This window comes from Streptomyces sp. NPDC037203 (assembly GCF_055605065.1).
Genome location: NZ_JBVJUC010000003.1, coordinates 665,370 through 690,838, shown reverse-complemented (window position 1 = coordinate 690,838; position 25,469 = coordinate 665,370). Strand labels below are relative to the sequence as shown.

Below are 25,469 nucleotides of genomic sequence, written 5' to 3'. Positions count from 1 at the left end.
GCCTGTGGCCGCCGCCCGGCCGGTGTCATGGGCCGGGCGGCCCCAACCGGTGCCCACGGGTCCCGGCGCGCCGGGACGAGGGCCGCTCGTCTGGATCACGCACGGCGCGCAGGCCCCGGCACCGCTCCCCCCGGTCCGGTCCGGGCGGAAGTCGCTAGGCCGGGGCCAGCGGGACCCGCCACTCCAGTGTGGCGCCGCCGCCCTCGCTTTTCGTCATGTCGAGCCGGCCGCCGAGCCGCTCCGCGCGTTCCGCCATGTTGCGCAGCCCGCTGCGGCGGCCCCCGGCGGGGATGCCGACGCCGTTGTCGCGGACCCGCAGGCGCACTTCGCGGCCGTCGGCGGCGAGCAGCACCTCGGCGCGGTCGGCGTGGGCGTGCCGGGAGATGTTGGTGAGGGCCTCGGAGAGTACGGCGACCACGTGGTCCGCGATCTCGCCGGGCACGTCGGTGTCGAGCAGGCCCTCCATGCGGACGCTGGGCGCGAAGCCGAGCACCGGGGCGGCCTCGCCGGCCACCCGGACCACGCAGGCGCGCAGCCCGCCGGCCGCGGCGCCCTCGCGGGCGCGCAGCCCGAAGATGGTGGACCGGATGATCTTTATGGTCTCGTCCAGGTCGTCCACGGCGCGCATCACCCGCTCGGCGGCCTGCGGGTGCTCGATGAAGCGGCCCGCGCTCTGGAGGGTCATGCCGGTGGCGAAGAGGCGCTGGATGGCGAGGTCGTGCAGGTCGCGGGCGATGCGGTCGCGGTCCTCCAGGAGCGCGATCTGCTGGGCGGCCTGCCGGCGCTGGGCCAGCTCCATCGCGATCGCGGCCTGCGCGGCGAAGCCCCGCAGCATCTCGGTCTCCTTCCCGGAGAACGCCGGCCGGTCGCTCTCGCGGGCCAGCAGGAGCACACCGCGGGCGCCGCCCTCGCCGGTGCCGATCGGGACGGCGACGGCGGGGCCGAGGCCGTCGAAGCGCGGCGGCTCCTGGCGGACACGGGCGTCGTGGGCGACGTCGTCGCTGGTGACCGGGGCGGCGGCGGTGAAGGCGAGGCCCATCAGGCTCCGGTCCAGGGGCAGCACGAGCCCGCGGTGGGCGTCGGCCTGGGCACCCACGGCGATCTCCACGCCGAGCGCCTCGGTGTCCGGCATCGGCATCGCGACGGCGGCGAGGGCCGAGCCGGTGATCTCGCGGGCGTGTTCGGCGATCAGGTCCAGGGCCTCGGCGCGTTCGCTGCCGGACATCAGACTGCGGCTGATCTCGGCGTTCGCCATCAGCCAGCGTTCGCGCAGCCGGGAGTCCTCGTAGAGGCGGGCGTTGTCGATGGCGACGCCGGCGGCGACGGCGAGGGTGGCGAGGACCGACTCGTCCTCCTCGTCGAAGTCGGTCCCGCCGCGCTTCTCGGTGAGGTACAGGTTGCCGAAGACCTGGTCGCGGACGCGGATCGGGACGCCGAGGAAGGTGCTCATCGGCGGGTGGCCGGGCGGGAAGCCGTACGACGCCGGGTGGCTGGAGAGTTTCGGCAGGCGCAGGGGCTCCGGGTGGCGGATCAGCTCGCCCAGGATGCCGTGGCCCTCCGGGTAGGGGCCGATCTCGGCGATCCGCTCCGCGGACAGGCCCACGGTGTGGAACGCGGCGAGGGTCGTGCCGTCCGGGCCGATGACGCCGAGGGCCGCGTACTCCGCGTCCACCAGCGCCGCCGCGGCCTCCACGATGGAGCGCAGGACGTGTTCCAGGTCGAGTTCGCGGCCGACGGAGAGGACCGCCTCCAGCAGGCTGTGCACCCGGTCGCGGGTGCCGCGGGCCGCGTCGATCCTTGCTTGCAGCTCCTCCAGCAGCTCGTCCAGCTTCAGCTGCGGCAGCCGCACGCCGGGCTCCTCCGTTCCGGTCACCACGCCCTCCACTCCCCACCGGCCCAGGCCGCGAACCGACGGGTTCCGAAGGACACGTTAGCCGCTGGGAACAGGGAAGGGATACGCGGCCGTGCCCTCGCCGGCCTGTGATCCCCGGCGTGCCGGGGGCACGTGCCGCGGCCGGCGGGCCGGGGCCGTACGGCCCCCGGTACGGGTCCGAACGGCACTCGCGAGACGCCTGCGAGCCGGGTGAGAGTGTCCTCGGGAGCGGCACCGGTCCCCCGCGGTGCCGCTCTCTCGCGGCGCTGGCCCCGCCCGCCCGGTGGCGGTTCCTGACCTCAGCCGCCCCAGGTCCACTCCGCGACCTCCGGCAGGTCCGTGCCGTGCGCGCGGATCCAGTCGTGGTGGCGGCTGCGGGCGTCGGCCATGGCCTGCCGGACGGCGGCGGCACGGACCGCGAGGCCGGGGACGCGGTCGATGACGTCCATGACGAGGCGGTAGCGGTCGAGGTCGTTGCGGACGACCATGTCGAAGGGCGTGGTCGTGGTGCCCGACTCCTTGTAGCCGCGCACATGCAGGTTCCGGTGGCCGGTGCGGCGGTAGGCGAGGCGGTGGATCAGCCAGGGGTAGCCGTGGTAGGCGAAGATGACGGGCTTGTCGGTGGTGAAGAGGCCGTCGTACTCGAAGTCGGTCATCCCGTGCGGGTGTTCGTCGTGCGGCAGCAGCCGGGTCATGTCGACCACGTTGACCACCCGTACCGCGAGGTCGGGCAGGTGCCGGCGCAGCAACTGGGCGGCGGCCAGCACCTCCTGGGTGGGGACATCGCCCGCGCAGGCAAGGACGGCATCGGGTTCGCCGCCGTTCTCCGTGCCCGCCCACTCCCAGATCCCGGCGCCGCGCGCGCAGTGGGCGCGGGCCTGGTCCATGGTCAGCCAGTCGAAGCAGGGCTGCTTCCCGGCGACGACGACGTTCACGTAGTCGCGGCTGCGCAGCACATGGTCGGCCACCGACAGCAGGGTGTTGGCGTCCGGCGGCAGATAGACGCGGACCACCTCGGGGCTCTTGTTGAGGACGTGGTCCACGAAGCCGGGGTCCTGGTGCGAGAAGCCGTTGTGGTCCTGGCGCCAGACGTGCGAGGTGAGCAGGTAGTTGAGCGAGGCGATGGGGGCCCGCCAGGACAACTCGCGTGCTGTCTTGAGCCACTTGATGTGCTGGTTGACCATCGAGTCGACGATGTGCACGAACGCCTCGTAGCAGGAGAACAGTCCGTGCCGGCCGGTGAGCAGATACCCCTCCAGCCAGCCCTGGCAGAGGTGTTCGGAGAGGATCTCCAGCACTCGTCCGTGCCGGTCCAGGTGCTCGTCCACCGGCAGGACGGCGGCCTGCCATGCCTTGCCGCTGGCGTCGAAGACTGCCTGGAGCCGGTTGGAGGCGGTCTCGTCCGGGCCGACGAGGCGGAAGTCCCGGCGCTCGCGGGTGTCCGCCATGATCTGTTCGAGGAGGCCGCCGAGGATCCGGGTGGGTTCGTGCAGGGCGGTGCCCGGCTTGTCGACGGCCACCGCGAAGGTGTCCAGGGGCGGCAGCGGCAGGTCGCGCAGCAGGACGCCGCCGTTGGCGTGCGGGCCGGCCCCGAGGCGCCGGGCCCCCTCGGGGACGCAGGCGAGCACGTCGGCGCGGGGCCGGCCGTCCGCGTCGAAGAGTTCCTCGGGCCGGTACGAGCGCAGCCATCGCTCCAACTGCCTCAGGTGTTCGGGGTTTTCGCGTACGCCCGGCAGCGGCACCTGGTGGGCCCGCCAGGTGCCCTCGACCGGCACGCCGTCCACCTCGGCGGGGCCGGTCCAGCCCTTGGGGGTGCGCAGCACGATCACCGGCCAGTGCGCCCGCTCGGTGTCTGCGTCCTCGCGGGCACCGCGCTGGATCCGCGCGATCCGGTCCAGCGCGTCGTCCAGGGCGGCGGCGAGGGCGCGGTGCACCTCGGCGGGCTCGTCGCCGCTGACGTACAGCGGTTCGTGGCCGTATCCCCGCAGCAGGGCGTCGAGTTCGCTCTCGGGGAGCCGGGAGAGCACGGTCGGGTTGGCGATCTTGTAGCCGTTGAGGTGCAGGATGGGCAGGACGGCGCCGTCGTGCACCGGGTCGAGGAACTTGTCGGAGTGCCAGGACGCGGCGAGCGGCCCGGTCTCCGCCTCGCCGTCGCCGATCACGCAGGCCACGAGCAGGCCGGGGTTGTCGAAGGCGGCGCCGTAGGCGTGCGCGAGGGAGTAGCCGAGTTCGCCGCCCTCGTGGATGGAGCCGGGCGTCTCGGGGGCCACATGGCTGGGCACGCCGCCGGGGAAGGAGAACTGCCGGAACAGCAGCTCCATACCGGCCCCGTCCCGGCTGATGTCCGGGTAGGTCTCGCTGTAGCTGCCCTCCAGCCAGGAGCCCGCGAGGACCGCCGGGCCGCCGTGCCCCGGCCCCCACACGCACAGCGCGTCCAGGTCGCGGGCCTTGATGACACGGTTGAGGTGGGTGTACACGAGGTTGAGTCCGGGCGAGGTGCCCCAGTGGCCGAGCAGCCGCGGTTTGATGTGCTCCGGGCGCAGCGGCTCGGTGAGCAGCGGGTTGGCCATGAGGTAGATCTGGCCGGCGGCCAGGTAGTTGGCGGCGCGCCAGTGCGCGTCCAGGGAGTGCAGCTCCTCCTCGGTGAGAGCGGCTTCCCGTGAGGCGGCCTCGGTCATGAGGACTCCGATCGGCGTCAGGTTCGTACGACGTCAGGGGTGCGCGTGCGATGTCGGCGGGGTGCGTGCGTGGTCGGGGTTGCGGAGTCGTCCGCGGGCGCGGTCAGTCGGTCTCCGGTACGACGGCCACCGGGCAGGCCGCCTGGTGCAGTACCCCGTGGGCGACGCGGCCGAGCCGGGCGCCGAAGCGGCCGGTGCGGCGCCGGGCGCCGACGACGAGCAGTCCGGCGCCGCGGGAGGCGTCGACGAGGACGTCACGGGCGTGTCCCTCGGCGGTGCGCCGATGCTGTTCCAGCTTCTCGGGGACGTTCCGCAGGGCCTCTTCCAGAGCCTCGGCGGCCTCCTGTTCCTCCGCGTGGGCGGGTCCGCCGGCGAGCAGCGGGTGCCCGGTGGTGGCGTGCGCGGGCCGCCGCCATGCCCGCACGGCCTCCAGGGGCACCCCGCGCAGCGCCGCCTCCTCGGCGGCGAACCGCACGGCGGCCGTCCCCGCGGCCTTACCGGCGACGCCGAGCACGACACGGCCCGGCCGGTCCTCGGGCGCTCCGCGCAGCACGATCACCGGGCAGTGGGCACGGGCGGCGACGGACAGGCTCACGGAGCCGAGGAGCAGCTCGGCGACGGCGTTGCGGCCCCGGCGGCCGAGGACGACGAGGCGGGCGGTGCTGCTCTCGTTCACCAGCCCGAACGACGGTTCGTCGGCCAGCACCGAGGTGGTGAGCCGCAGCTCCGGGTGGTGCCGCCGGGCCCGGCGTCGGGCGGCGTTCATGATGTCCTCGCCCATCACCTCCTCGGCCGGTCTCCCGACCTCCTGGGCGATGAGGGAACCCTCGTAGCGCTCCCAGAGCGAGGCGTAGACGAGGCGGAGCGGTGCCCCGCGCAGGGCGGCCTCCCCGGCGGCCCAGTCCACGGCGCGCAGGCTCTCCTCGGAGCCGTCGACGCCGACGAGCACGGGCAGGTCCATCGTGTTCACTCTCCCTGGTAGGGGTCGACGACGAGGCGGGCCCGCACTCCATCGTTGACGGATTCACCGGTGCGCGCGAGCCGTACCGCCCCGTTTCGGCCGTTTCGACCACCGGCCTCGCCGCATGCGGCCACTTGTCCCGCGCCGCGTGGGCCGCCTCAGCTGTGGGCGACGACGGCCACGGGTGCGGCGACGTGGTGCAGGACGGCGTGGGTGACATGGCCGATGTGGATGCCGTACGGGCTGGTGCGGACGCGGCGCCCGACGACCACCAGGCAGGCGTCGCGAGCGGCGTCGATCAGGACCGGCGCGGCGTTGCCGGCCCGGCTCGTCTCGTTCACCTCGACGTCCGGGTACTTCTGCCGCCAGGGCCGCAGCGCTCCGGTGAGCAGGGCGGACGCCCGGCGTCCGAAGGCGGGCACGACCGGCGGGTCGGCGGGGATGCCGTACGCGGCGTACGGCGGTGGCGTCCAGGCGTGCACGACCCGCAGTGCGGCACCGCGGCGCGCGGCGGCGTCGAAGGCGAACTCCAGCAGGGCGTGGCTCGGGCCTTCGGGGTCGTCGATGTCGAGACCCAGGACGACAGGCCGGAACGGGGTCGCGGCGGACGGGATGCCCGAGGGGTCGGGCCGGTGTTCGTCGGCGGCCGCTTCACCCGCACGGACCAGCACCACCGGACGGGTCGTGTGGGCGATGACGGACAGCCCGGCCGAACCGATCAGGAATCCGCCGAGCCGGCCGAGACCGCGGGAGCCGAGCGCCAGCAGTTCCGCGCCGTCGGCCGCCTCGGCGAGGGCCTGCGCCGGTTCGCCGGTGACCTGGTCGGTGACGACCTCGACGGCGGGGTGGCGCCGCCGCAGGCCCGCCGCGCTCTCGCGCACCTGGCGGTCCCATTCCCCGGCGGCGGCGCGGTCGGCGCCGGTTTCCGGTTCGGGTCCCCGCACGTGCAGGATCCGCAGCGGCAGCTCGCGCAGCGCCGCCTCGCGCGCCGCCCATTCGACGGCGGCCCGGCTCTCGGGCGAGCCGTCGAGGCCCGCGGTGACGGTTCGGGTCATGGTTCCACCTCTCAGGGGCGTCGCCTCGGGGGCAGGCGCGGCGATTCCAGCCTCGGGCGGGACCGGCGAGACGGCCAGGGGCCACCGGGGCCACGCGGGGGCCGGGCGGCCCCTGTGCCGACCGGGCGCGCCCGGCGCACGCTGGGAACAGCGGGACTCCCGGCGGGAAGCCCGCGACGAGAAGCCACGAGAAGCCACGGAGCCACCATGTACGGCACTCCGCACATCGTCAGCGACGTCATGACGACCACCGTCGCCGCCGTCGGGCGGCGCGCTCCCTTCAAGGAGCTGGTGGAGATGATGCAGGACTGGCAGGTCAGCGCCTTGCCGGTGATCGAGGGGGAGGGCCTGGTGGTGGGCGTGGTCTCGGAGGCCGACATGCTGCCCAAGGAGGAGCTGCGGGACGACCCGGCCGAGGAGTACCGGCGGCTGCGGCCGGCCGCCGACATGGCGAAGGGCGAGGCGATCACCGCCGGGGACCTGATGACCTCCCCCGCGGTCACCGTGCACGCCGACGCCACCCTCGCCGAGGCCGCCCGGACCATGGCCCGCGCCCGCGTCAAGCGGCTGCCCGTGGTGGACGGGACCGGGATGCTGGAGGGTGTCGTCAGCCGTGCCGATCTGCTCAAGGTCTTCCTGCGCGAGGACCGGGAGATCGAGGAGGAGGTGCGGCGGGAGATCGTGGCGCGGCTTTTCCCGCCGCCGGACTCGGCGGTGGAACTGCGCGTGGAGGACGGCGTGGTGACGGTGCTCGGCCGGATCCGGGACACCTCCCTGGTCCCGGTGGCGGCCCGGCTGGTGCGCGCGGTCGAGGGCGTCGTGGACGTGCGCTTCGACCTGGCGCCCGGCCGGGCGTGACACCCTGGGGAAGGGGCCGGTCTCGGGAAGTGGGGCCGATCGGCCCTGGTGGGCGCGGCGCCGTCCGGCGATGATCGGCCGGGTGACAGGCCAGTCTGTCTGCTTTCCGGGAACGAGAGGTCGAGATGACCGGGACACGCACCTTCACGGCACAGGACCCGATCCGGGTCTTCCTGCTGGACGACCACGAGGTCGTCCGGCGCGGTCTGGTGGACCTCCTGGACGCCGAACCGGACATCTCGGTGGTCGGCGACGCCGACACCGCCGCGCACGCGCTGGTCCGGGGTCCCGCCCTGCGTCCGCACGTCGCCGTGCTGGACGTCCGGCTGCCGGACGGGGACGGCATCTCGGTCTGCCGGGAACTGCGCGATCGGATGCCGGAGCTGGCGTGTCTGATGCTCACCTCGTTCGACGACGAGGACGCCCTGCTGGACGCGATCATGGCCGGCGCGTCCGGGTATGTGCTCAAGCAGATCAAGGGCTCGGACCTGGTGTCCGCGGTGCGCACCGTCGCCTCCGGCCAGTCGATGCTGGACCCGGAGACCACGGCCCGGCTGATGCGCTCGCTGCGCGCCGAGCCCGAGGAGTCGCCGTCGCTGCCGCCGGAGCTGGCGAGCCTGTCGCCGCGCGAGCGGGACATCCTGGCGCTGATCGGGGAGGGCCTGACCAACCGTGAGATCGGCAGGCGGCTGTACCTGTCGGAGAAGACGGTCAAGAACCACATCTCGCGGCTGCTGGCCAAGCTCGGGGTGCAGCGCCGCGTCCAGGCCGCCGTGCTCGCCTCCCACCTGGAGCCGCAGGGCACGGGGGAGCACTCCGCCCGCTGAGCCTGAGAAGGCCCGTCTGTTCCGGGGCGGTCGGGGTACGACGGCCACCGGGCACTGGGCGTGGTGCGGCGACCGGTGCGTCACGCGGCCCCGTTGGAGCCCGGCGGGTCCGCGCTCCCGCCGTGCCCCGGCGGCCGGGAGACCCTGCCGGCTCCCGTAGCCCTGCTCTCTGGGCTCAGGTCTCCTCGGAGCGGACGATCACCACCGGGCAGGTGGCATGCGCCGCCACGCGCTGGCTGACGGAGCCGAGCAGGGCGCGGGCGAAGCCGCCCCGGCCCCGCCTGCCGACGACCAGGACCTCGGCGCCCTCGGCGGCCCGGAGCAGGATGTCGGCGGGGTTGCCGTGGGCCAGGCGGGTGCGCACCCCGGCGGCGGCGTCAGCGCCGAGCACCTCGGTGAGCTCCCGCGCCATCTGCTCGCGGGTCGCCTCCTCGTCGAGGTACATGTCCACCGCCGGTGCGGACCAGCCGTACAGCGGCACCTCCCAGGCCGCGACGGCCTCCACCACCCCGCCGACGAGCGCGGCGTAGCGCACCGCCCAGCGCACCGCCTCGAAGGAGGACGGCGAGCCGTCCACCCCCACCACGATCCGGGGCTCGGAGACGTCCTGGTCCATTTGTCCCACCTTTCTGCGGCGGCGCCGGCCACGGCTGCAGCCTCCCGCGCTCCACGCTGCGCGAGGTGCCGCCGCTCCGCCAGAAAAGAGCGTCCGTTCGGCCCTGCCGCGAGGCGCCGGGGCGGTGCATCCTGCCGTAGGGGGGAACCGGGAGGTACGGGAGGTGAGGCACGGATGGGCAAACAGAGCAGGAAGAACGGCAAGGCGAAGGCCGCGGGGCGGCGTACCGGACGCGACTGCGGGGCCCCGCTGCCCACACGCCGGGGCGCGCGTCCCCGCACCGGCAACGCCACCCCCGGCGCGGGCCACTGGCGTGGCCACGGCCCCGGCAACCAGTGGCTGCTGCTGCCCGGCGGCACCTGGCGCCGGGTCGAGACGATCCGGGTGCGCGCCCTGTTCGGCTGAGCGGACGCCCCTCCCCCGGCCCGCGGTGATCGTCCGGGGCCTTTCGTCCGGATCAGGCCGGATCAGGGCGCGGCGCCAGGCCCCGCGCGCCCGGCGAGATCCGAAGGCGAGGCCCTAGCCCGGCGTGATCGGCAGATCGTCGGAGAAGGCGTTGATCGGCTGGGCGATCGGGGTGGTCCGGCGGACGTCGAGCGCGGCCGGCGCGGAGCGGGTGCCGAGGGTGCCCGCAGGGTGCCAGGTGCCGGTGACCGCGAGCCAGGTGTCGGCCGGGGGTGCCGCGGAGCCGTACACGTGGATCTTGACGGTCTGGGAGTCGGCGGCGCAGCAGGTGAAGATGATCCGGGTCAGGTACCAGCCGTCGCCCGCCGCGTCCGGGGTGACGAAGCCGGTCAGGCGGACGGTACGGCCCTGGATGGCGCGGCTGCGGTCCTGCTGGACGCGCTTGGTGAAGTCGGTGAGGGTCAGCGGCAGCGGGGTGGTAGCGGGCAGCGGCCCGAAGCCCTTCTTCTGCACGGCGACCGGCTTGGCGCCGGAGCGGGCGGCGGTGTAGGCGCCGAGGGCCGGCGGGGCGAAGAGGAGCAGGCTCAGCGCGGGCAGGAAGAGGAGCCAGGCGACCCTGGGCGTGCCGGAGTGGTCGTGGCCGTCGTGGCAGCCCTGGTTCTCCTGGCCGTGCCCTGTGCCCCCGGTCCGGTGGAAGGCCGCCGCGGTCCCCAGCAGGAGCAGGACGACGCCGGAGGCGATCAGCACGGGGCGCAGTCCGGGCTTGACGTAGCGCAGGTACGTGTCGCCGAACAGGGTGATGCGCAGCAGGCCGAGGCCGGTCAGTTTCAGCAGCAGGATCGGTACGAGGCGTCTCACAGCAGGGCCCCTCCGGTCAGGGCGCTGGCGGCGACGGCCACCACCGTGGTCGCCGTGCAGAACCGCCAGGCGAAGGCGCGGCCGAAGGTGCCCGCCTGGAGGGCGATCAGCTTCAGGTCGACCATGGGCCCGACCACCATGAACGCGAGCCGGGCGGTCGGCGAGAACCCGGTCAGCGAGGCGGCGACGAACGCGTCGGCCTCCGAGCAGACCGCCAGCAGGACGGCGAGACCGGCCAGGAAGACCACCGAGAGCCAGGGGGTGCCGGAGAAGGCGTCGAGGACGGCGCGCGGCACGGCGACGTTGAAGGTGGCGGCGGCCATGGCGCCGAGCACCAGGAAGCCGCCGGCCTGGAGGAAGTCGTGCTGGAAACCGGTGCGGAACTCCCGCCAGCGGCTGTGGCCGTGGGCATGCCCGGTGTGCCGGTGGCGCAGGGCCGGGCGCAGCCACTTCTCGTCGCCCCGCCAGAGCCACAGCCAGCCCATCACGGCGGCCGTGCCGAGGGAGGCGAGCAGGCGGGCCGCGATCATCGCCGGGTCGCCGGGGAAGGCGACGGCGGTGGCGGTGAGCACGACGGGATTGATGGCGGGCGCGGACAGCAGGAAGGCGAAGGCGGCGGCCGGGGTGACGCCCCGGCGGATCAGGCTGTTGGCGACCGGGACGGAGGCGCACTCGCAGCCCGGCAGCACCGCGCCGGCGACGCCGGCGACCGGCACGGCGAGCGCGGCCCGCTTCGGCAGCACGCGGGTGAACAGGTCGGTGGGCACGAAGGCGTTGATGGCCCCGGACAGCACGGTGCCGAGCACGAGGAACGGGAGCGCCTGGACGGTGATGGCGAGGCAGACGGTGCGCCAGGCCCCCACGGCGGGCTGGTCCAGCCATCGCGTGCCGCCGAGGAGGAGCGCGGCCGTCGCGCCGGCCGCGAGCAGGGCGGCCGCGCCGAGCGGCCAGAGCCGTGGGCGGCGCACGGACGGAGGCGGCGGGACGGGGAGGACCGCCACCCCCTCCCCCGCGGCAACCAGTTCATCCGTTTTTTCCATGATCACTCCGGATGTCGGTGTCCGGCCGACGATAAGCGAGGACCGGGGCCGGCCCGCGCATACACGCCGCCGCCGCAGTGCCCGTGCACCGCTTGGCCTCCCCCTGGTGTCTCTTCTCACAAAACGGGGCGAAACGGGGCCGGAGTGACGGCAGCCACTTCGCACGGGGCCGGATGGGTCTACGTTCGGATGCCATGTCCTCGCACCCGCGCCGCACGGCCGGCGTCCTCCTGGCCTCGGTGGCCGCCCTGCTCACCGTCGGCATCCCGGCGGCGACCGCCGCCACGCCCACCCCGCAGCCGAAGCCGACCGCCCCGGACCCGGCTTCGAAGGCCCCGGCCTCCGGGACCGCCGCGCCGGACGCCACGCCTGCGCGAACCCCGGCGCCGGTTCCCGACCCGCGCGCCACCGTCGCCGTCCTCGATCTCGACGCGGGCGGCGACTCGCCCGTGATCCAGGGCGAGGACCGCGCCTACGACACCGCCAGCATCGTCAAGGTCGACATCCTGGCCGCACTGCTGCTCACGGCGCAGGACGAGCACCGGACGCTCACCGACGAGGAGCGCGGACACGCGGAGCCGATGATCCGGCGCAGCGACAACGACGCGGCGAACGCCCTGTGGAAGAAGATCGGCCAGGCCCCCGGCCTCACGGCCGCAAACGAACGCCTGGGGCTGAGGTCGACCACGGCCGGTCCCGGCGGCAAGTGGGGGCTGACCCGGACGACCGCGAGCGACCAGATACGGCTGCTGCGCACGGTCTTCGACGACGGCGCCCCGACCCCCCTCGCCGACGGCTCCCGCGCCTACATCCGCACGCTGATGGCCGGGGTCCTGCCCGAGCAGTCCTGGGGTGTCTCGGCGGTGAACGCGGCCGGCACCGAGCTGAAGAACGGCTGGCTCCAGCGCACCACCACGGGCCTGTGGGACGTCAACAGCATCGGCGCGGTCACCCTCGGCGGCCGTCGGTGCCTCGTCGCCGTCCTCTCCGACGGCAGCGCCTCCATGGGCGACGGCGTCTCGCTGGTGGAGCGCACCGTCCGCGCCGCGGTGGCCTGACCGCCGGGCGGGGCGCTTTTCGGCCGCCGCGGAAGGGGCACGCGGTCGGGGTACGGCTTTCCGACCCGAGGGGCGATGCCACCATGAGCGAGTACGAACGTTCCCGCACGATGCCCGCCCTGCCCGAGCACGTCTTCGACCAGGCGGCCAATCTCGACCAGCTGGACTCCTGGCTCCCGGACGCCCTGCACGTGGCCCCCGAGGAGCCGCCCGCCGTCAGCGTGCACGAGGCCGGTTCCGGCGAGGACACGCCCGCCCTGCTGCGGGCCCGGCCCGACCAGATGCGACTGGAGTGGGGCACCCGCGAGCAGGGCGAGTACGCGGGCTGGCTCCAGGTGGCGGGCATCGGCAGCGGCGCCAGCGAGGTGACCGTCCATCTCTCCTTCTTCGACACCCGCCACGATCCGGGCGAACGCGCCGCCGCGCAGGCCCTGGAGGACAGCCTGCGCCGGCTGGAGGAACAGGTGCGCCTGCGCACGGACAACACGGCAGGCTGAACCGCCCGCGGGGAGCACGGGCGGGAGCACGGGCAGGACGGGCGGGGACGGGGCGAGGGCGACGGCGACGGCGACGGCGACGGCGACGAGTGGCCGCGACCGGGGCGATCTCTCGTACAACCGTTCCGGCGGCACAGACGTCTCACAGGAAGGGGAACCCCCGTTCCCTCACCGATCGTTCGTCCGCCACTGTCGTTCCAGTCAGAGGATTCCATGCCTTTCAGCTCTCCCGGCCCCCGTGCGGTGCGCCAGACCGCGGGCGCGTTCGGCGCCGTCGCCCTGATCGCGCTGTGCGCCGCGCCGGCCGTGGCCGCCGACGGCCCCGCGACCGGCCTGGCGCTGGGCACCATCGCACCGTTCGACAAGGTGAAGCCGGGCAGCGAGCTCCCGTTGTCGCCCGTCTTCACCAACACGGGCAGCGCGGCGCTCGACAAGGTCTGGCTGTCGTACTCCGTCACCCGTGGTCTCAGCCAGACCGCGGTTCCGTCCAACTGCCTGAGCTACACGGTCCCTTCGACCGACGAGCAGCCGGGCCGGGCGCAGGTGGTGTGCGAGTTCGACCAGCCGGTGCAGCCGGGTGCCGTCTACGCCCCCGAGCGCCCGCTGACCCTGAAGGCCCTGGACCGCGCCCTGTACGACCACATCCAGGTGGCGGTCGACTCCTCGGCCCCGGCACCGGAGGACGGCGCCTCCGCCCCGGTGCACGGCACGGCCGCCGCGCTGAAACTGGTCGAGCGGACCGGTGAGAAGGCCCCGCCGGCCGGCGCCGCGCCGAGCGCGGACATCGCGGTGACCGCCGCCAACTCGGCCGACTTCCAGGTGGGCGGCGCCCAGTTGAAGGGCAAGGTCGGGCAGACGGTCACGCTGCGGGTCACCTTCCGCAACGCGGGGCCCGCGTGGGTGCTGCCGCAGCCCGCTCAGCGCGCGGCTCATGTCCTGGTGACGCTGCCCGAGGGCACCTCGGCGGCGCGGACCGACGCGCGGTGCACGAACACCGGGGCCGAGTCCTACGCGTGCGGCACCGGCGCGCCCTGGGTGAACGAGCACGAGAGCACGTCGTACGCCTTCAAGGTGAAGATCGACAAGGCGGTGCCCGGCGCCCGCGGCTACGTGGAACTCGGCTCGGAGCCCCGGCCGTTCGACCATGTGAAGAAGAACGACACCGCCCGTATCGCGCTCGCCGTCACCGGCGGCACGGACACCTCGGGCGGCGGCTCCACCGGGGACGGCGGCTCGCAGGGCGGCGGCGACTCGACCGGCGGCACCGGCTCGACGTCCACGGGCGGCACCGGCAAGGGCACCGACGGCGGTACCGCCACCACGGGCGGCACCACCGGCAGCACGACCGGCACCGGCACCACCGGCGACCTCACCACCGGCGGCTCCGGCAGCACCGGCAGCAGCCTCGCGAGCACCGGCGCCGGTCCGGCGCTGCCGCTGGCGGGCGCCGCCGGCGCGGCCGTGGTCATCGGCGCGGGTGTCGTGGTGGCCGCCCGCCGCCGGGGCGGTCGCGAGGACTGATCCCCGCCCGACCTGACCGGCGGCGACGCCGGTCAGGTCCCCGAGCCGCCGAAGCCCTGGGTCGTGTACGCGCACTCGGTGTAGATGTATCCGGGGCGCAGCTTCGCGGTGTCGGAGCCCGCGGTCGTCGCCCGGCCGCCGTTCGGTTTGTGTACGAAGTACGTGGTGCCGACCGGGAGTTGCAGGGTGCGCTGCGGGTAGTCCCGGCCGCCGGCGCAGGGCTTGAAGGTGGACATCAGCGTGTCGGCGAGCAGGTACGACCGGCAGCCCCCGCAGGCCTTCAAGGTGAAGCTGCCGGTGACCGGGCCGGTGTAGAGGACGGTGACGTCGTCCGGGCTGTCGTTCTTCACCGTGACGGAGATGCTGCCGCCGGTGTCGGTGGTGGGCAGCTTCTTGCCGGCCGCCGGGATGGTCTGGGCGACCTCGGCGGCGATGGCGATCTTCTGGGCGAGCGCCCGGTTCCTGTGGTGCGGGTGCCCGGCGACGAACGTGTCCATGGTCTGCTGGGCGCTGCTGAAGTCGCCGCTCCTGTACTGCTGGACGCCGCAGTCGTAGGCGCCGTCGTCGCCGCTGCGCCCGGCTCGGGAGGCGGCGGACGCGAGCCCCCCGCCGGGGTCGCCCGCGGCCGTCTTCAGGTCACCGATCCTGGTGTCGAGCCGCTGCAACTCCTCGACGGCCGCGCAGGACCCGGAACCGCCCACGCCCTGCTGTGCCTTCCTGACGGCCGCGTCGACGGCGGGGACCACCTTGGCCGTCTGCGCGGAACGCGGGAACGTCTTCATCAGGTCGCCGAAGCGGGTGACCCAGTCCTGGTCGCCCGAGGACAGGCTCTGTGAGCCGCACTCGTACAGCGAGGTGGCGAGCCGGTCGTCGGGCCAGCCGGCGAGCGATCCGATCGTGGACTCGGGCAGCTCGCCGGGCACCGAGCGCAGGTAGGTCAGCGGGGCCACGGCGGAGCAGTAGTCCTGGCTGTCGTAGGGGGCGGCGACCTTGGCGTAGTAGGTGCGCAGGCTGGCGGGGACCTTGCGGGCGGCGCGGGAGCCGGGGTGGTCGCCGACGAGCCGGCGGTAGACGCCGAGGACCTCGCGGTAGTCGGGTTCTGCGGTGCTGAAGGGCTTGCCCGCGTCCGCCGCCACCAGGCGGTCGGCGCCGGCCAGCCGGTCGAGGAGGGCCTGCTGTACGGCCTCCTCGCGGGCGTCCTGGTACCAGAGCGCACCACCGGCCGGCACGGCGAGCAGCACCAGCCCGAGCAGCAGCGCGAGGGGCGCGCGGCCGGACCGGACGAGGCGGGTGCGCAGCCCGACGTACGCGCCGTGGGCGGCCGCCAGCAGCAGGAGCAGGACGTAGAGGGCCAGGATGGCGCCGGGGACGCCGTCGGCGTCGGCGGGCAGGGCGACGACCAGCAGGATCGCGGTCGCCACCCAGCAGGCGGCCATGAGGAGCCGGCGGCGGGTGAGCGCGTAGCCGAGACCGAGTCCGCTGAGGTTGAGCAGGGCGACGGCGACGGCCCGGCCGGTGTCCGGGGGCGCGGGCGGCGGACTCGCGGGCATGGGCGGCACGCCGAAGCCCTGACCGGGAGCGCCGGGACCACCCGGACCGCCGGGACCGACCGGTCCGTACGGCCGTGGTCCCGCTGGGGCTCCAGCACCGCCGGGGCCTCCGGGTCCGCCGGGACCTCCCGCGGGGCTCCCGAATCCGTCGGGCGCTGCGGGCCCGCCAGGACTCCCGAGCCCTCCAGGCCCCCCGGTGGCACCGGGGGCACCGGGCCCCCGGTCTTCCCCGGCCCCTGCCGCGTCTCTCGGGCCCTCCGGACCCCCGAAACCACCGGACATGACGACTCCCCCCGACTCCGACGACCCCCACCGTGCGTGGCCTTCGATTCTAGCGGCCGGCGAACCCGACGGAGCCCCAACGCCGGTTCATGGCAAGGCACTTGAGGCTCATACCCACCCTCCGCCCGCAGGGGGCGCACCCGGCGACGCCGGTCCGCCGGTCCGCCACCCGGAGGCGGCCACGTCGCCCGACCGGCCCAATGCGGGTGCGTCGGACGAGCGCGAAGTCGCGACCGATGTGACCGTTACGAGAGAAATGTCCGGGTGTGCGAGGGACCACCCGGCTGCCCCAGCGACGAGGAGGCGGGATGCCGGACCAGGTCGGCGTGCGCGAACCCCTGCTCACGGACGGTGACGCCGAGCACGCGTGCGCGTTCGAGCAGCTGGGCGCCGTCGCGGACGCCGTGCTGTACGAGGGGTACCTGCTCTACCCGTACCGCCGGTCCTCGGCCAAGAACCGCGTCCGCTGGCAGTTCGGGGTGCTGCTGCCCCGCGACTGGGTGGAGCGCTTCGGCCCGGTGGCGCCCGGCGTCTCCGGCTCCGCGGACTCCTGGTACCAGCAGACCGAGTGCGTGGTGCGCACACCGGCGGACGACGCGGTCGTACGGCTGCGGGTGCGGTATCTCCAGATGCAGCACAAGCAGGTCGAGGACGCGAACGGGGCCCCGGTGGAGTCCCTGCGCCTGGACGACGGCACCACGCATCTCTCCTTCGACGAGGCGATCGCGCGCGAGACCGAGTTGGCGGTGCCGCTCACCGAGCTGCTGGACGGCGGTCGTACCGTCGCGGTCGGCGCGCCCGCCGGGGACGAGTACGAGCCGCTGCCCTCGGGCGCCGGACGGATCGTACGGCGGCACCGGGAGGTGCGGGCGGTGACGGCGGTGGCCGCCGAGCCGCTCGCGCCGGGCCTGTACCGGCTGCGGGTGCGCACCGAGAACACGGGCGAGCCGGCGGACGTGGGGGCCTGCCGGAACGAGGCGCTGCGGGAGGCGCTGATCGCCACGCACACGGTCATCGGCGGCGAGGGCCTGGAGTTCGTCTCGCTGATCGATCCGCCCGAGGCGCTGGCCGGGCAGGCACGGACCTGCCGCAACGCGTTCACGTTCCCCGTGCTCGGGGGCGCGCCGCCGGAGTCGGACGACGGCGCGGGCGAGACCGGTCCGGCGATGCTCTCGGCACCGATCATCCTCCCGGACCATCCGCAGGTGGCGCCGGAGAGTCCGGGCGATCTGCACGACGCGGCGGAGATCGACGAGATCCTCACGCTGCGGACGATGCTGCTGACCGACGAGGAGAAGGCGGAGGCGCGGGCCACCGATCCGCGGGCCGCGCGGATCCTGGACCGGGTCGACAGCATGCCCCGCGAGGTCTTCGAACGCCTGCACGGCGCGATCCGCTCCCTGACCCCGGCGGCTGCGACCGGGTCCCGGCCGGCCGGCTCGACCCGCACACCGGCCCCGGCAGCACGCCCCGGAACCACGGCCCGCGCGGCATCCCCCGGCCCCGGCACACCCGAACGCCCCGCCTGGTGGCAGGAAGGCGGGGACGAGGGACTGTCGCCGACGACCGACACCGTGCTCGTGGCCGGGATGCCCGTCGGGGCCGGCAGCCCGGTGCTGCTGCGGCCGCGCACGCGCGGGGCCGACGCCCAGGACATGTTCCTGGACGGGCGGTCCGCCACCGTGGCCGGGGTCTTCCACGACGTGGACGGCGGCGTCCGGCTCGCCGTGACCGTGGACGACGATCCGGCCGCCGAACTGCACGGCTGGTACGGCCGTTTCCACTACTTCCGGCCCGACGAGGTCGAACCCCTCGCAACCACGGGCACCCCGGCCGGCCCCGGCCGGGCCCACGACCGACTGCGACGGAGGCCGCAGAGATGACCACACAGAGCGGTACCACCGAGGCCCGCGCCGACGCTCCGCAGGGCTTCGACGAGATCACCATCCTGTGGATCTCCGAGGGCATGAGCTGCGACGGCGACACCGTGTCGCTGACCGCCGCCGGGCAGCCGTCCATCGAGGACGTGGTGCTCGGGCTCATCCCCGGCCTGCCGAGGGTCAACCTCGTCAACAAGGTCCTCTCCCCGAGCCTGGGCGGCGAGGACTTCCTCGCCCCGTACCGCAAGGCGGCCCGCGGTGAACTGGAGCCCTTCATCCTGGTGATCGAGGGCTCGATCCCGAACCAGAACATCATCGAGGGCGACGGCTACTGGACGTCGTTCGGCAACGACCCGGCGACCGGCGAGCCGCAGACCCTCAACTGGTGGATCGACCAACTGGCGCCCAGGGCCTGGGCGGTGGTCGCGGCCGGCACCTGCGCCACGTTCGGCGGCATCCACGCCATGGCCGGCAACCCGACCGGCTGCATGGGCCTCGCGGACTACCTGGGCTGGGAGTTCAAGGCGCGCTCGGGCCTGCCGGTGGTCAACGTGCCCGGCTGCCCGATCCAGCCGGAGAACTTCATGGAGACCCTGGTCTGGGTGCTCCAGCACGCCGCCGGCACCGCTCCCCCGCCGCCGCTGGACCACATGCTGCGCCCGCAGTGGCTGTTCGGCAAGACCGTGCACGAGGGCTGCGACCGGGCCGCGTACTACGAGCAGGCCGACTTCGCCAAGGACTACAACTCCCCCAAGTGCCAGGTGAAGGTGGGCTGCTGGGGCCCGGTCGTGAACTGCAACGTGCCCAAGCGGGGCTGGATGTCCGGCATCGGCGGTTGCCCGAACGTCGGCGGCATCTGCATCGGCTGCACCATGCCCAGCTTCCCCGACGCCTTCATGCCGTTCATGGACGAACCACCGGGCGGCACGCTCTCGTCGATGGTCATCAAGCCGTACGGGGCGGTCATCCGCCGACTGCGCGGGCTGACCAACGACATGGTGAACCACGAGCCCCGCTGGCGGCACAACAAGCAGAAGCTGACCAGCGGTTACGACCCGCACTGGCGCGCGTGACGCCGCTGCCTCCCCGGCCGCGCCCCGTCCCGCCACCCGACCGCCGCACCCCGCCATCCGCCCCGCCCGACCCGAACAGCGAGGGACAGTACCGCAGATGACCACCACCGACGCGCGGACCTCAGGACGCAAACCCGCCCAGCTCGTGGACATGTCCTGGGATCCGATCACCCGGATCATCGGCAACCTGGGTATCTACACGAAGATCGACTTCGCCAACCGTGAGGTCGTGGAGTGCCACAGCACCTCGTCGCTGTTCCGCGGCTACTCGGTGTTCATGAAGGGCAAGGACCCGCGCGACGCCGGGTTCATCACCTCACGGATCTGCGGCATCTGCGGCGACAACCACACCACCTGCTCCAACTACGCCCAGCAGATGGCCTACGGCGTCAAGCCGCCGAAGCTGGCCGAGCACATCACCAACCTGGGCGAGGCGGCGGAGTACATCTTCGACCACACGATCTTCCAGGACAACCTGGTCTTCGTGGACTTCTGCGAGGCGATGGTCAAGGCCACCAACCCCGGTGTGCTGGCCCGCGCCGAGCGCACCGACGCGCCCCGCGGCGATGTGCACGGCTACCGCACCATCGCCGAGATCATGAAGGCCTTCAACCCCTTCGAGGGCGAGGTCTACAAGGAGGCGCTGAAGGTCAGCCGGATCACACGGGAGATGTTCTGCCTGATGGAGGGGCGCCATGTGCACCCCTCCACGCTCTATCCGGGCGGCGTCGGCACCATGCCGCAGCCGAGCGTCTTCACCGACTACCTCAGCCGGCTGATGCGCGTCATCGACTTCGTGAAGAAGGCGGTGGCGATGAACGACGACGTCTTCGACTTCTTCTACGAGGCGCTGCCCGGCTACGAGGAGGTCGGCAAGCGCCGCATCCTGCTCGGCTGCTGGGGCGCCTTCCAGAACCCGGACGTGGTCGACTACCGCTACGCCACCATGAACGAGTGGGGCAAGGCGATGTACGTCACGCCGGGCATCGTGGTGGACGGCAAGCTGGTCACCAACAACCTGATCGACATCAACCTCGGGCTGCGCATCATGCTGGGCAGCTCCTTCTACGAGGACTGGGTGAACGAAGACCCGTTCGTCACCCACGACCCGCTGGGCAACCCCGTCGACATGCGCCACCCGTGGAACCAGACCACGGTGCCGGTGCCGCAGAAGCGGGACTTCGAGGGCAACTACAGCTGGGTGATGAGCCCGCGCTGGTACCACCCGGCCACCGGCGAGCACCTCGCCCTGGACACCGGCGGCGGCCCGCTCGCCCGGCTCTGGTCGACCGCGCTGAGCGGCCTGGTGGACACCCCGTACGTGAAGGCGACCGGGGGCGGCATCCGCATCACCCTGCCCAGGGGCGAGAAGCTGCCGGAGACCACGCTGGAGTGGCGCATCCCGAAGTGGAGCAACACCCTCGAACGCGACCGGGCCCGGCCGTACTTCATCGCCTACGCCGCCGCCATGGCGCTCCAGTTCCTGGAGGAGGCCATGGGGATGCTGCAGAGCGGCGACACCAAGGTCTTCGAGAACTTCGAGGTGCCGGACGAGTCGATCGGCTGCGGTTTCCACGAGGCGGTGCGCGGGGTCCTCTCGCACCACCTGGTGATCCGGGACAAGAAGATCGCCAACTACCACCCGTACCCGCCGACCCCGTGGAACGCCAGCCCCCGCGACATCTACGGCACGCCGGGTCCCTACGAGGACGCGGTACAGGGCCAGCCGATCTTCGAGGAGAACGGGCCCGACGACTTCAAGGGCGTCGACATCATGCGCACGGTGCGCAGCTTCGACCCCTGCCTGCCGTGCGGGGTGCACATGTACATGGGCAAGGGCAAGACCCTGAGCACCGTGCACTCGCCGACGTACGGGGCCAACCATGGCTGATGGGGCCGGGCGCCTCACGGACCGGGAGGTGGAGGCCCGGCTCGCGCGGCTGGACGAGGTGCTGGCCGGGCTGGAGCACACGCCCGGCCCCGCCCTGGAAGCGGTGCGGCTGCTGACCGAGGTCTACGGCGAGGCCCTCGGCCGGGTCCTGGACGGCGCGGACGAGCGGCTGGGCGCGCGGCTGGCCGGTGACGAGCTGGTCGGGCACCTCATGGTGCTGCACGGCGTCCACCCGCAGCCGCCGGCCGAGCGCGCCGAGCGCGCGGTCGAGCGGCTCGCGCCCGCGGTGCGCGAGCGCGGCGGCGACCTGGTGTGGGCCGGGGTCGAGGGCGAGGCCGCGCGGGTGCGGCTCGACTCCGGTTCCGGTGGCGGCTGCGGCGGCGGGTGCGGTGGCGGGGGCTCCGCGGACATCGCGGCGGCGGTCCGGGAGGCCGTGCTGGCCGTGGCCCCCGAGCTGACCGACGTCGAGATCGTGCCGGCCGGCGAGGAGCGCAAGGCGGCCCCCGCCTTCGTGCCGCTGAGCACGATCAAGCGCCGGTCCGTGCCGCAGGAGGCCGGGTGAGCGCGGACGGGGCGCTGGCGCGGGTGATCCGCTCCGCCGCGGAACGCGCGGCCACGGCCGACGCGGAGAGCTGCGAGCTGTGCGCGGCCCCGGTGGCGCGGGAGCACCCGCATCTGTACGACACCGGGGCCGCCGAGGTGCGCTGTGTGTGCGGACCCTGCTCGGTGCTGTTCGCGGACGGCGCGGCGGGCGAGGGCCGCTACCGGCTGGTGCCCCGGCGCAGGGTGCGGCTCGCGCCCCTGGACACCGGAGTGCTGGGCGTGCCGGTGGGGCTGGTGTTCTTCGTGCCCCGCTCCGACGGCACGGTCACCGCGCAGGGGCCGAGCCCGGCCGGGGCGATGCGCTGGGAGGTGGACGCGGACGCCTGGCGGCGGCTTGCCGCCGAGGTCCCGCAGGTGGCGTCCATCGCCCCGGACGTGGAGGCGCTGCTGGTGAACACCGTGCGGGGTCTTTCGGAGCACTGGATCGTGCCGGTCGACGACTGTTTCCGGATGACGGCACTGGTCCGCCGCGAGTGGCGGGGCCTCTCCGGTGGCGGGCGGGTCTGGCCGGCCGTAGAACAGTTCTTCAGGGACCTCACCGAACGGTCGTAGTCGTACGACCTGGAAGGAGAGCGGACATGGGCACCATCCGAGTGGGCCGAGCCCAGGCGAAGCCCGACACCCCGAGCCATGTGCCCGGACTGCACCAGGGCAACAAGGGCCCGTACCGGGAGCAGACCGGACACCACCGGGACGGCAGCTCCGACGCGCGCCGCTCCACCGGTATCCACTGGAAACGGCATGACGCCCTGGGCGAGAGCATGCCGAACATCTCGCCCGGATGAGAGAACGGAAAGTGACCGCCATGAGTGATTGCAGAAGAAGAAGGCGCACGCGAGCGGGGATGTCCGGACGGCAGCTCCTGCTGCTCCAGGCCGCGCTGGCGGGCGGCGTGCTCACCGCCCTTGTGATCAAGGAGTTTCCGGGCATCGTACGGGAGTTGCGGATCTTCCGGATGACCGGTGGGCCGGGCGCGAACCGGCGCTACCCCTGAGGCGGCCGTGCACGAACTGTCGATCGCGGCGGCGATCGTGGAGCAGGCCGAGGAGATCGCCCGCGCGGACGGTGCGGACCGGGTGTCCGCGGTGACCGTCCGGGTCGGCGAGCTGTCCGGGGTGGTGCCCGACGCGCTGGACTTCGCCTTCGAGGTGGCCCGCGACGGTACGGCGCTCGCGGACGCCCGGCTCGTGGTGGTGCCGGTGCCCGCGCTGGCGTGGTGCGACGGGTGCGCCGAGGAGTTCGCGGTGGGCATACCGCCGTTCTTCTGGTGCCCGCACTGCGACCGGCCGTCCCAGGAGCTGCGCAGCGGACGGGAGCTGGAGATCACGGGCGTCGACAGCTAGGGCCGTCCGTCCGGAAGCGGTCCGGCCCCCGCCGGGGACGGCGGGGGCCGGGCCTTTCCGGGTGGCTGCCGGTCAGCAGATCCGGGGCAGCTGCTCGCCCAGCGGCAGGTCCACGACGCGGGTGCCGCCGAGGCCGGTGGCGACGACGACCATGCCCGGATGGTCCGCCACGCACTCCCCGATCAGCGCCGCGCCGGTGCCCTGCGGGTGGGCGTGCATCGCGGCGAGCACCGCCTCGGCGTGCTCGGGCGGTACGAAGGCGACGAGCCGGCCCTCGTTGGCGACGTACAGCGGGTCCAGACCCAGGAAGCCGCAGGCGTTGGCGACCTCCTCCGGGACCGGGATGGCCCGCTCGCGCAGCAGCACCCCGGTGCCGGAGGCGCGGGCGATCTCGTTCAGGGAGGCGCCGAGTCCGCCGCGGGTGGGGTCGCGCAGGACGTGCAGGTCCTTCGTGACCGCCAGCATGGCCGCGACCAGACCGGCCAGCGGGGCGGTGTCGGAGGTGATCTCCACGCCGAACTCCAGGCCCTCGCGCACGCTCATCACGGCCACGCCGTGCTGCCCGATCGGGCCGCTGACGATCACCGCGTCACCGGGCCGGGCGCGCTGGGGGCGGATGTCGACACCGTCGGGGACCAGGCCGACGCCCGCCGTGGTGACGTAGACGCCGTCGCCGTGCCCGGACTCGACCACCTTGGTGTCGCCGGTGGCCACGGTGACGTCCGCGGCCCGCGCGGCGGCGCCGATGGCGCGGGCGATCCGCCCGACCACGGCCAGTTCCACGCCCTCCTCCAGGACGAAGGCGGTGGACAGGTGGGCGGGCCGGGCGCCGCTCATCGCGAGGTCGTTGACGGTGCCGTTGACGGCGAGGTCGCCGAGGCTGCCGCCGGGGAAGAACAGGGGTCGTACGACGTAGGAGTCGGTGGAGAAGGCGAGCCGGGCGCCGCCGAGTTCGAACACGGCGGAGTCGGTGAGGGCGGCGAGCACGGGGTTGCCGTAGGCCGGGGCGAAGATCTGCTCGATCAGCTCGGCGGAGAGGGCACCGCCGCCGCCGTGGCCCATGACGACGACCGGCTGGTCGTGCAGCGGGGCGGGGCAGGTCCAGTTCGCCGGGTCGACGGCCGTGTCCGGGGTGGCGGCGGGGGTGGCGAGGTCAGCCAACGGGGTTCATCTCCTCCCGCGGGATGCGCGATCCCTGCGGTGCCGGGGTGTTCATGCGGCGGTAGAGGTAGTAGGCGGCGCAGGCCCCCTCGCTGGAGACCATGGTGGCGCCGAGCGGGGTGCGCGGGGTGCAGGCGGTGCCGAAGGCCTCGCACCCGGTCGGCTTGAGCAGCCCCTGGAGGACCTCGCCGGCCCGGCACACGGCCGGTTCCTCGGTGCGGATGCCCGAGACGTCGAAGCGGTGCTCGGCGTCGTAGGCGCGGAAGGCGTCGGTCAGCCGCCAGCCGCTGGCCGGGATGCGGCCGATGCCGCGCCAGTTGCGGTCGGTGACCTCGAAGACCTCCTCCAGCATGCGCAGGGCGGCCGGGTTGCCCTGCTCGCGCACGGCCCGCGGATAGGCGTTCTCCACCCGGTGCTCGCCGCGCTCCAGTTGGTGCACGGCGCGCCGGATGCCCTCCAGGATGTCGAGGGGTTCGAAGCCGGTGACGACGACGGGGACGCGGTGCTTCCCGGCGAGGTCCGGATACTCGGCGGTGCCCATCACGCTGCACACGTGCCCGGCGGCGAGGAAGCCCTGCACCCGGCAGCTGGGGGCGGTCATGATCGCCTCGATGGCCGGGGGGACCCGGACATGGGAGACCAGCAGGCTGAAGTTGGCCACGCCCAGGCGGCGGGCCTGGTGGACGGCCATGGCGTTGGCGGGGGCGGTGGTCTCGAAGCCGATGGCGAAGAACACGACCTGCCGGTCGGGGTTCTTGCGGGCGAGTTCGAGCGCGTCCAGCGGGGAGTACACCACGCGTACGTCGCCGCCCTCGCCCTTGACCCGGAACAGGTCCCGGTCGGTGCCGGGCACCCGCAGCATGTCGCCGAAGGAGCAGAAGATCACCTCGGGGCGGGAGGCGATCTCCAGCGCCTGGTCGATGACGTCCAGCGGGGTGACGCACACCGGGCAGCCGGGGCCGTGGATCAACTCGACTTGCTCCGGAAGCAGTTGGTCGATTCCGTGCCGGATGATGGAGTGGGTCTGGCCGCCGCAGACCTCCATCAGGGCCCAGGGGCGGGTGACGGTGGCGCGGATCTCGTCCAGCAGGCGGCGGGCCCGCTCGGGGTCGTTGAACTCCTCGATGTACTTCACCGGACCTCGCTCTCGTCCTCTTGGCGGGCGTTCTCCTGGCGGGCCGCCTGTTCCCACGCGTCGCCGAACTCCTCTTCCAGCAAACCGAGTTGGTCGAACAGCTCCAGGGAGGCGCGGGCCGACTCCTCGTCGAGGCGCTGGAGTGCGAAGCCGACGTGCACGATCACGTACTCGCCGACCCGCACATCGGGCAGGTATTCCAGGCAGACCTGTTTACGGACGCCGCCGAAGTCGATCAGGCCGGTGAGGGGGTCGGCCTGGTGGTCGATGGACACGACCTTGCCGGGCACTGCCAGACACATGG

Annotated in this window: 25 protein-coding genes; 14 read left to right on the top strand and 11 right to left on the bottom strand. The window is 73.6% G+C overall.

Annotation, left to right across the window (positions count from 1 at the left end):
• Positions 1 to 154 precede the first annotated feature (154 nt).
• The 4 genes from ACZ7EC_RS12330 to ACZ7EC_RS12315 all read right to left on the bottom strand — a co-directional run bounded on the left by ACZ7EC_RS12330 (position 155) and on the right by ACZ7EC_RS12315 (position 6,567).
• Positions 155 to 1,873 carry a sensor histidine kinase gene (locus ACZ7EC_RS12330; protein WP_471062052.1) on the bottom strand — a complete coding sequence of 573 codons (1,719 nt, stop codon included), beginning with the start codon at positions 1,871 to 1,873 and terminating at the stop codon, positions 155 to 157.
• A 299-nt stretch (positions 1,874 to 2,172) separates the two neighbouring features.
• Positions 2,173 to 4,551, bottom strand: a complete 2,379-nt coding sequence (locus ACZ7EC_RS12325; RefSeq protein ID WP_471061466.1) for a phosphoketolase family protein — start codon at positions 4,549 to 4,551, stop codon at positions 2,173 to 2,175.
• A gap of 103 nt (positions 4,552 to 4,654) precedes the next feature.
• A complete protein-coding gene (locus tag ACZ7EC_RS12320; RefSeq protein ID WP_471061463.1) occupies positions 4,655 to 5,512 on the bottom strand; it encodes a universal stress protein in 858 nt (285 codons plus the stop codon).
• Positions 5,513 to 5,670: 158 nt separating this feature from the next.
• Positions 5,671 to 6,567, bottom strand: a complete 897-nt coding sequence (locus ACZ7EC_RS12315) for a universal stress protein (protein ID WP_471061460.1) — start codon at positions 6,565 to 6,567, stop codon at positions 5,671 to 5,673.
• A gap of 207 nt (positions 6,568 to 6,774) precedes the next feature.
• Between ACZ7EC_RS12315 and ACZ7EC_RS12310 the strand changes: the two genes are divergently transcribed.
• Together ACZ7EC_RS12310 and ACZ7EC_RS12305 are read left to right on the top strand one after the other, a co-directional pair.
• Entirely contained in the window at positions 6,775 to 7,425 is a 651-nt protein-coding gene (locus ACZ7EC_RS12310) for a CBS domain-containing protein (RefSeq protein ID WP_471061457.1), read from the top strand.
• 125 nt (positions 7,426 to 7,550) lie between these two features.
• Positions 7,551 to 8,252 carry a response regulator gene (locus tag ACZ7EC_RS12305; protein ID WP_471061454.1) on the top strand — a complete coding sequence of 234 codons (702 nt, stop codon included), beginning with the start codon at positions 7,551 to 7,553 and terminating at the stop codon, positions 8,250 to 8,252.
• Positions 8,253 to 8,427: 175 nt separating this feature from the next.
• Here the strand turns inward: ACZ7EC_RS12305 and ACZ7EC_RS12300 are convergent, their stop codons facing one another.
• The gene (locus ACZ7EC_RS12300) at positions 8,428 to 8,868 is read right to left on the bottom strand and encodes a universal stress protein (RefSeq protein WP_471061452.1); all 441 of its coding nucleotides are present in this window, start codon (positions 8,866 to 8,868) and stop codon (positions 8,428 to 8,430) included.
• A gap of 174 nt (positions 8,869 to 9,042) precedes the next feature.
• Here ACZ7EC_RS12300 and ACZ7EC_RS12295 point away from each other — a divergent pair, with 174 nt between their 5' ends.
• Complete coding sequence (locus ACZ7EC_RS12295) at positions 9,043 to 9,273, top strand: hypothetical protein (protein ID WP_471061449.1); 231 nt, start codon at positions 9,043 to 9,045, stop codon at positions 9,271 to 9,273.
• Between the two features lie 114 nt (positions 9,274 to 9,387).
• On the opposite strand, the gene ACZ7EC_RS12290 is transcribed toward ACZ7EC_RS12295, so the two are convergent.
• Together ACZ7EC_RS12290 and ACZ7EC_RS12285 are read right to left on the bottom strand one after the other, a co-directional pair.
• Positions 9,388 to 10,131: a TIGR03943 family putative permease subunit gene (locus ACZ7EC_RS12290; protein ID WP_471061446.1), complete on the bottom strand. Its 744-nt coding sequence runs from the start codon at positions 10,129 to 10,131 to the stop codon at positions 9,388 to 9,390.
• Entirely contained in the window at positions 10,128 to 11,171 is a 1,044-nt protein-coding gene (locus tag ACZ7EC_RS12285; protein ID WP_471061443.1) for a permease, read from the bottom strand. The genes ACZ7EC_RS12290 and ACZ7EC_RS12285 overlap by 4 nt, the downstream gene beginning before the upstream one ends.
• Positions 11,172 to 11,365: 194 nt before the next feature.
• Here ACZ7EC_RS12285 and ACZ7EC_RS12280 point away from each other — a divergent pair, with 194 nt between their 5' ends.
• The 3 genes from ACZ7EC_RS12280 (at position 11,366) to ACZ7EC_RS12270 (ending at position 14,247) form a co-directional block, all read left to right on the top strand.
• Complete coding sequence (locus ACZ7EC_RS12280; protein WP_471061440.1) at positions 11,366 to 12,229, top strand: serine hydrolase; 864 nt, start codon at positions 11,366 to 11,368, stop codon at positions 12,227 to 12,229.
• An 83-nt stretch (positions 12,230 to 12,312) separates the two neighbouring features.
• The gene (locus tag ACZ7EC_RS12275; RefSeq protein ID WP_471061438.1) at positions 12,313 to 12,726 is read left to right on the top strand and encodes an SRPBCC family protein; all 414 of its coding nucleotides are present in this window, start codon (positions 12,313 to 12,315) and stop codon (positions 12,724 to 12,726) included.
• 213 nt (positions 12,727 to 12,939) lie between these two features.
• Positions 12,940 to 14,247 carry a hypothetical protein gene (locus tag ACZ7EC_RS12270; protein ID WP_471061435.1) on the top strand — a complete coding sequence of 436 codons (1,308 nt, stop codon included), beginning with the start codon at positions 12,940 to 12,942 and terminating at the stop codon, positions 14,245 to 14,247.
• A 32-nt stretch (positions 14,248 to 14,279) separates the two neighbouring features.
• Here the strand turns inward: ACZ7EC_RS12270 and ACZ7EC_RS12265 are convergent, their stop codons facing one another.
• On the bottom strand, positions 14,280 to 15,797 hold the full coding sequence (locus tag ACZ7EC_RS12265) for a hypothetical protein (protein ID WP_471061432.1): 1,518 nt from the start codon (positions 15,795 to 15,797) through the stop codon (positions 14,280 to 14,282).
• Between the two features lie 590 nt (positions 15,798 to 16,387).
• Between ACZ7EC_RS12265 and ACZ7EC_RS12260 the strand changes: the two genes are divergently transcribed.
• The 8 genes from ACZ7EC_RS12260 (at position 16,388) to hypA (ending at position 22,869) form a co-directional block, all read left to right on the top strand.
• A complete protein-coding gene (locus ACZ7EC_RS12260; protein ID WP_471061429.1) occupies positions 16,388 to 17,962 on the top strand; it encodes a hypothetical protein in 1,575 nt (524 codons plus the stop codon).
• The gene (locus ACZ7EC_RS12255) at positions 17,959 to 19,032 is read left to right on the top strand and encodes an NADH-quinone oxidoreductase subunit B family protein (RefSeq protein WP_471061426.1); all 1,074 of its coding nucleotides are present in this window, start codon (positions 17,959 to 17,961) and stop codon (positions 19,030 to 19,032) included. The genes ACZ7EC_RS12260 and ACZ7EC_RS12255 overlap by 4 nt, the downstream gene beginning before the upstream one ends.
• 97 nt (positions 19,033 to 19,129) lie before the next feature.
• Entirely contained in the window at positions 19,130 to 20,923 is a 1,794-nt protein-coding gene (locus tag ACZ7EC_RS12250; RefSeq protein WP_471061423.1) for a nickel-dependent hydrogenase large subunit, read from the top strand.
• Positions 20,916 to 21,485, top strand: a complete 570-nt coding sequence (locus ACZ7EC_RS12245) for a NifU family protein (protein WP_471061420.1) — start codon at positions 20,916 to 20,918, stop codon at positions 21,483 to 21,485. The genes ACZ7EC_RS12250 and ACZ7EC_RS12245 overlap by 8 nt, the downstream gene beginning before the upstream one ends.
• The gene (locus tag ACZ7EC_RS12240) at positions 21,482 to 22,078 is read left to right on the top strand and encodes a DUF5947 family protein (protein ID WP_471061416.1); all 597 of its coding nucleotides are present in this window, start codon (positions 21,482 to 21,484) and stop codon (positions 22,076 to 22,078) included. Before ACZ7EC_RS12245 ends, ACZ7EC_RS12240 begins: the two co-directional genes overlap by 4 nt.
• A gap of 26 nt (positions 22,079 to 22,104) precedes the next feature.
• Positions 22,105 to 22,311 (top strand): hypothetical protein, encoded by a 207-nt coding sequence (locus ACZ7EC_RS12235; protein WP_471061413.1) that lies wholly within the window; start codon positions 22,105 to 22,107, stop codon positions 22,309 to 22,311.
• A gap of 59 nt (positions 22,312 to 22,370) precedes the next feature.
• Positions 22,371 to 22,520, top strand: a complete 150-nt coding sequence (locus ACZ7EC_RS12230) for a hypothetical protein (protein ID WP_471061410.1) — start codon at positions 22,371 to 22,373, stop codon at positions 22,518 to 22,520.
• Between the two features lie 7 nt (positions 22,521 to 22,527).
• Positions 22,528 to 22,869 carry a hydrogenase maturation nickel metallochaperone HypA gene (hypA, locus tag ACZ7EC_RS12225; RefSeq protein WP_471061407.1) on the top strand — a complete coding sequence of 114 codons (342 nt, stop codon included), beginning with the start codon at positions 22,528 to 22,530 and terminating at the stop codon, positions 22,867 to 22,869.
• Positions 22,870 to 22,941: 72 nt separating this feature from the next.
• Here hypA and hypE read toward each other — a convergent pair whose 3' ends face one another.
• From hypE to ACZ7EC_RS12210, 3 genes are read right to left on the bottom strand one after another with little or no spacing between them, the layout of a single operon-like run.
• Positions 22,942 to 24,030, bottom strand: coding sequence for a hydrogenase expression/formation protein HypE (gene hypE, locus ACZ7EC_RS12220; RefSeq protein ID WP_471061404.1), 1,089 nt, complete (start codon positions 24,028 to 24,030; stop codon positions 22,942 to 22,944).
• Positions 24,023 to 25,165 (bottom strand): hydrogenase formation protein HypD, encoded by a 1,143-nt coding sequence (gene hypD, locus ACZ7EC_RS12215; RefSeq protein ID WP_471061401.1) that lies wholly within the window; start codon positions 25,163 to 25,165, stop codon positions 24,023 to 24,025. The genes hypE and hypD overlap by 8 nt, the downstream gene beginning before the upstream one ends.
• The gene (locus ACZ7EC_RS12210) at positions 25,162 to 25,467 is read right to left on the bottom strand and encodes a HypC/HybG/HupF family hydrogenase formation chaperone (RefSeq protein ID WP_471061397.1); all 306 of its coding nucleotides are present in this window, start codon (positions 25,465 to 25,467) and stop codon (positions 25,162 to 25,164) included. Before ACZ7EC_RS12210 ends, hypD begins: the two co-directional genes overlap by 4 nt.
• Positions 25,468 to 25,469: the final 2 nt, after the last annotated feature.